This window comes from Arthrobacter sp. TB 26, from assembly GCF_000427315.1.
Classification (GTDB): domain Bacteria; phylum Actinomycetota; class Actinomycetes; order Actinomycetales; family Micrococcaceae; genus Arthrobacter.
Genome location: NZ_AUPJ01000351.1, coordinates 1 through 5,637, shown reverse-complemented (window position 1 = coordinate 5,637; position 5,637 = coordinate 1). Strand labels below are relative to the sequence as shown.

The window sequence follows — 5,637 nt, the reverse complement described above, 5'->3', positions numbered from 1 at the left end:
CGGCGCCGGCGGCGACGGCGTCCAACGCTACCGCAAGCGGCACCACCCTCAAGCTCGCCCTGACCGGCGACATCGACTCGCTCAACCCCTTCAAGGCGATCCTCGCCAGCAGCACCGGCATCCTCGCCTTGCAGTACCAGTCCCTGGTGGCTTACGGGCCGAAGAACAACGAGGACATCCCCAGCATGGCGGACAAGTGGGAGACCTCCACCGACGGCAAGGTCTGGACCTTCCACCTGCCCAAGGACCGCAAGTGGTCCGACGGCCAGCCGATAACGGCCAAGGACGGCGCCTGGACCTTCAAGGCCATCCAGACGAACGACCAGCTCAAGCAGGCCAACGGCTCGCTCCTGTCCTCCGTCGCCGCGGTGGAAGCCAAGGACGACGAGACCCTGGTCATCACGCTCAAGGCCCCGCAGGCCCCCAACCCCGGAACCCAGCTTCCGATCATGCCCGAGCACGTCTGGTCCAAGGTCGAGAACCCGGCCACCTTCACCAACGACAAGGATGCGGTGGGCTCCGGCCCGTTCACAGTCGCCAGCTACGACAAGGCGGCCGGCGTCACGATGAAGTCCAACCCCTACTACTGGCAGGGCAAGGCCAAGATCGACGGCATCACCTACGCGCCGTACAAGAACAGCGACGCCGCCGTGCAGGCCCTCAAGACCGGCGAGGTGGACCTCATCAGCGGCCTGACCCCGGCCCAGTACAAGGCCCTGCAGAACCAGCCCGGCATCACCACCAACGCCGGCACCGGCCGCCGCTACCAGGCCATCGGCATCAACCCCGGCACGCAGACCCCCGACAACACCCCCATCGGCGACGGCAGCCCCGCGCTGCACGACGTCGAACTGCGCCGCGCGATCGTGATGGCGGTCGACAACAAGACCCTCCTCGACAAAGTCCTCCAGGGCCTCGGCCAGGAGGCCACCGGCGAGGTTCCGCTCGCCTACCCGCAGTACAACTGGGACACCAAGGACCTGCCGCTGAAGTACAACCCGCAGGGCGCCAACGAGCTGCTGGACAAGGCCGGCTACACCAAGGGCGCCGACGGGATCCGCCTGGACAAGTCCGGGAACCCGCTCAAGCTCCGCCTGATGGGCCGCAACACCGATCCCACGCACCAGCAGATGGCCGACTACGTCAAGCCGTGGCTGAAGGAAATCGGCATCGACGTCACCACCGTGATGAAGTCCTCCGCCCAGGTCAACGATGACTCCACGGTCGGCAACTACGACCTCTACTTCACCGGCTGGGGCATGGGACCGGACCCGGACTTCCAGCTCTCCATCAACACCTGCGCGTCCCGCCCGAACGCTGACGGCACCGGCGCCACGTCGGAGAACAACTACTGCTCCCCCGAGTTCGACGCGCTCTTCAAGAGCCAGCACGAGGAACTCGACCAGGCCAAGCGCAGCGCCCTCGTCAAGCAGGGCCAGGAAATGATCTACAACGCCGCCGTCAACAACGTCATGTACTACGCCAACACGCTGGAGGCGTACCGGTCGGACAAGTTCCAGCCGTTCGTCACGCAGCCGGAGAAGGGTGGCGTCATCACGGGCCAGAACGGTCCGTGGGGCTACTACAGCGCCACGCCCGTCGGCATGAACACCGGCACCGGCACCGACCAGGCCTCCGCCGGCTTCAACCCGGCCACGGTGATCGTGCCCGCCGTCGTGGTCCTGGCCCTGGCGGCCGGCGGATTTGTGCTCTACCGCCGCCGCAGCGCGACTGCAGGAGACCGCGAGTAACAATGGAATCAACGCTCAGTGAACCCGTCATCGGAGGGGCAGTGCCCGCCCCGGCTGCCCCTCCCGGCGGGGCCCCGGCAAAGGATACCGACGAACCCCGCCGCGGGGGCTCCTGGCTGCGCTACATCGGCGCGAAAGCCGGCGGCGCGGCGGTGTCCCTTGTCATGGTGGTCCTCCTCGGCTTCTTCGCCTTCCGTATCCTGCCGGGCGACCCGGTCCGCTCACTGGCGGACGGCCGGCAGGTCACGCCGGAGCAGATGGACATCCTGCGCCGGCAGTACGGCCTGGACCAGCCGCTCCCGGCGCAGTTCTGGCGCTACCTGACGGACCTGTTCCAGGGCAAACTGGGCGATTCCTACACCTACAACCGGCCGGTGATGGAACTGATCCTGGACCGGATCGGCCCCACCCTGCTGCTCACCGGCACCGCCGCCGCGCTGTCCGTCGTCCTGGGCCTCTGGCTCGGGCAGCGGGCCGCGTGGCGGCGCGGCAGCCGCTTCGACAAGACCCAGACCGGCCTGGCCCTGGTCTTCTGGTCCGTCCCCACGTTCTGGCTGGGCCTGCTGATGCTGCTGGTCTTCGCCGGCGGGCTGCACTGGTTCCCGACCGGCGGCATGGTCACCGCGGGCGTCCAGGCCACCGGCTTCGAGTACGCGTGGGACGTGGCCCGCCACATGGTCCTGCCGGTCCTGACCATGGTCGCCGTCGTCTACGCCCAGTACCTCATGGTGATGCGGGCCTCCCTGCTGGAGGAAATGAGCGCCGACTACCTCGTCACCGCGCGGGCCAAGGGCCTGCGGGAGGACGAGGTGCGGCGCAAGCACGCCGTCCCCAACGCCCTGCTGCCCACCGTGACGCTGATCTTCCTGACCCTCGGCGGACTGGTCGGCGGGGCCGTGACGGTGGAGACGGTCTTCTCCTGGCCGGGCCTGGGCTACCTGACGTTCCAGGCCCTGTCCGCCCCGGACTTCCCGCTGCTGCAGGGAACCTTTGTTGTCTTCTCCTCGATTGTGATCATCATGAATTTCTTCGCCGACATCGTCTACCGCCTCCTCGACCCCCGGCTGCGTGCCTCATGAGTACTCTCACGACCAGCCGGCGCAGTGTGGCCACCGCCCGCCGGGTCCAGCGCCTCCGCGAGGTGTGGGCGGAGTTCGCCGCCAACCGCGCCGGGCTGATCGGGCTGGTCCTGCTCGGCGCCGTCATCCTGCTGGCCTTCCTCGCCCCCGTGCTGGCGCCGGAGGAAACACTCAACGTCACCCGGATCACCTCGGCCCAGAACGAGCCGCCCACCTGGGCGAACCCGCTGGGCACCGACCCCGCCGGCCGGTCCATCCTGGCGATGCTGGTCTGGGGTGCCCGGATCTCGCTGCTGGTGGGCTTCGCCGCCACCGCAGTGTCCATGCTGATCGGCACCGTGGTGGGCATGGCGGCCGGGCACTTCACCGGCGTCACCCAGGGCGTGCTGATGCGCGTCATCGACTTCTTCCTGGTGGTCCCCAGCCTGGTCCTGGCGATTGTGCTGTCCTCGGTGATCGGTCCCGGCGTCGCCACGATCGTGATCGCCATCGGCATCACCTCCTGGGCCGGCACCGCCCGCCTGGTCCGCTCCCAGACGCTCAGTGTGGAGTCCCGCGCCTACATCGAACGCAGCTGGGCGCTCGGCGCCTCGGACGCGCACGTCATCGGCAAGCACGTGCTGCCCGCCGTGATGCCGCTGGTCCTGGCCAACACCACCCTCACCGTCGGCTCGGCCATCATCGCCGAATCCACCCTGTCCTTCCTCGGCATGGGAGACCCCGGGCAGATCTCCTGGGGCTCCATGCTGAAGGCCGCCCTGGACACCGGCGCCGCGACCGGCGGCTACTGGTGGTTCGTGCTGACCCCGGGCATCGCCATCGTCCTCGTCGTGCTGTGCTTCACCCTGGTGGGCCGCGCCTTCGAGTCAGTTATCAACCCCACCCTGAGAGGCCGCTAATGCCGCGTCTTGAATTCAAGGACCTCCGCGTCACCTACGCCACCCAGGGCGAGGACGGCCCCCGCACACTGACAGCAGTCGACGGCGTCAACCTCGTCGTCGAGCCCGGCTCAACCCTGGGCCTGGCCGGGGAATCCGGCTGCGGCAAATCCACCCTGGCCATGTCCGTGCTCCGGCTGCTGCCCGCCAACGCCAAGGTTGAAGGCAGCATCCTGCTCGGCGGGGAGAACGTCCCGGACCTGAGCTGGGGCCGGCTCCGCACCGTCCGCTGGACCGAGGCCTCCATCGTGTTCCAGGGTGCAATGCACTCCCTCAATCCGGTCCGCAAGGTCCGGGAGCAGATCGCCGAAGCCCTCCGCATCCACGCCAAAGCGCTCCCCTACAAGGACGACGCCGCGCGGGACGCCCGCGTTGCCGAGCTGCTGGAACTCGTGGACCTCTCCCCGGCCAAGGGCGCCTCCTACCCGCACGAACTCTCCGGCGGACAGAAACAGCGCGTCATGATCGCCATGGCCCTGGCCTGCGACCCCGAACTCATCATCGCCGACGAACCCACCACCGCCCTGGACGTCATCGTGCAGGCCCAGGTGCTCAACGTCCTCACCGCCCTGGTGGCCTCCCGCGGGCTGTCCCTCATCATGATCAGCCATGACCTCTCCGTCCTCGCCGCCACGTGCGAGCGGATCGTCGTGATGCAGCAGGGCAAAATCGTGGAGGACGGACCCTCGGCGGACGTCATGCGCACCCCGCAGCACCCGCACACCCAGGCCCTCGCCGCCGCGTTCCCGCTGATCGGCGACCCGGCATCCCGGCTCCGGCTGCCCGGCTACACCGCACCGGACGCGCCCGGCGCGACAGCCCAGGAAAAGGCCGGCACGTTTACGGCCCCGGACCCGGCGGACGTTGTGCTCGAGGCCCGGAACCTGTCGGTGACTTTCGCCGGCCGCGGCGGCAACGTCAAGGCCGTGGACTCGGTGAACCTCACGTGCGGCCGCGGCGAAATCGTGGCGCTCGTGGGGCAGTCCGGCTCCGGCAAGACCACCCTGGCCCGCACCATGCTGGCCCTGCAGCGGCCGACGTCGGGCGAGGTGCTCTTCGAGGGCAAGGCCCTCTCCCACAACCGGAAGGCCCTGAAGGACTACCGGCGCAGCGTCCAGTTCGTGCTGCAGGACCCCTCCGCGGCACTGAACCCGAAGCACTCGGTCTACGAGGCCGTCGCCGAGGGTCCCCGGCTGCACAAGCTGCCCGGCAACGAGCGGGAGATCGTCACCGCTGCCCTGCGGAAAGCGGAACTGAACCCGCCGGAACGCTTCCTCGCGGCCATCCCCCAGGAGCTCTCCGGCGGGCAGCGCCAGCGCGTCGTCATTGCCGGTGCCCTCGCCCTGGACCCGGAATTCCTGGTCGCCGACGAGCCCGTGGCCAGCCTGGACGCCTCCGTGCGCGCCGAAATCCTTGCCCTGCTCCTGCGTCTTCGCTGCGAGCTGGGCCTCGGCGCCCTGGTCATCACGCACGACCTCGGCCTGGCCTGGAACATCGCCGACCGGGTCGTGGTGATGTTCGACGGCCGGATCGTCGAGGAAGGCCGGGTCGAAGACGTGCTGCTGAACCCGCAGCACGAGTACACCCGGAAGCTGCTCAGCGTGGTGCCCACCAACAACGTGGTGGAGGACGACGCCAGCGTCGCGATCGGCGCCGGGTCATGACGGCACCGGTGGGCATGTCCCCCGCCCCGGGCGCCGTCCCTGCAGCCGTCCCGGCTCTGGCACCGCTGCGGCCCAGGGACCGGGTGGGGCTCGTGGCGAGCTCGGGGCCGCCCGTGCCGGCCATGCTGGAGCGGTCCGTGGCGCTGCTCGAATCGTGGGGGCTCGTGCCGGTGCCCGGGAAAAACCTCCGGGCCACGCACCCCCG

4 protein-coding genes and 1 pseudogene are annotated in these 5,637 nt (G+C 69.2%); all 5 read left to right on the top strand.

Annotation, left to right across the window (positions count from 1 at the left end; genetic code table 11):
- The coding region (locus tag K789_RS0113530) for an ABC transporter substrate-binding protein (protein ID WP_024367213.1) at positions 1-1,751 on the top strand (1,751 nt) is incomplete at its 5' end.
- Between the two features lie 2 nt (positions 1,752-1,753).
- Positions 1,754-2,830: an ABC transporter permease gene (locus K789_RS0113525; protein ID WP_024367212.1), complete on the top strand. Its 1,077-nt coding sequence runs from the start codon at positions 1,754-1,756 to the stop codon at positions 2,828-2,830.
- The gene (locus tag K789_RS0113520; protein ID WP_024367211.1) at positions 2,827-3,729 is read left to right on the top strand and encodes an ABC transporter permease; all 903 of its coding nucleotides are present in this window, start codon (positions 2,827-2,829) and stop codon (positions 3,727-3,729) included. The genes K789_RS0113525 and K789_RS0113520 overlap by 4 nt, the downstream gene beginning before the upstream one ends.
- Positions 3,729-5,432: a dipeptide ABC transporter ATP-binding protein gene (locus tag K789_RS0113515; protein WP_024367210.1), complete on the top strand. Its 1,704-nt coding sequence runs from the start codon at positions 3,729-3,731 to the stop codon at positions 5,430-5,432. The genes K789_RS0113520 and K789_RS0113515 overlap by 1 nt, the downstream gene beginning before the upstream one ends.
- Positions 5,429-5,637: pseudogene (locus K789_RS0113510) on the top strand (hypothetical protein); the annotation flags it as partial. The gene K789_RS0113515 and the pseudogene K789_RS0113510, both read left to right, overlap by 4 nt.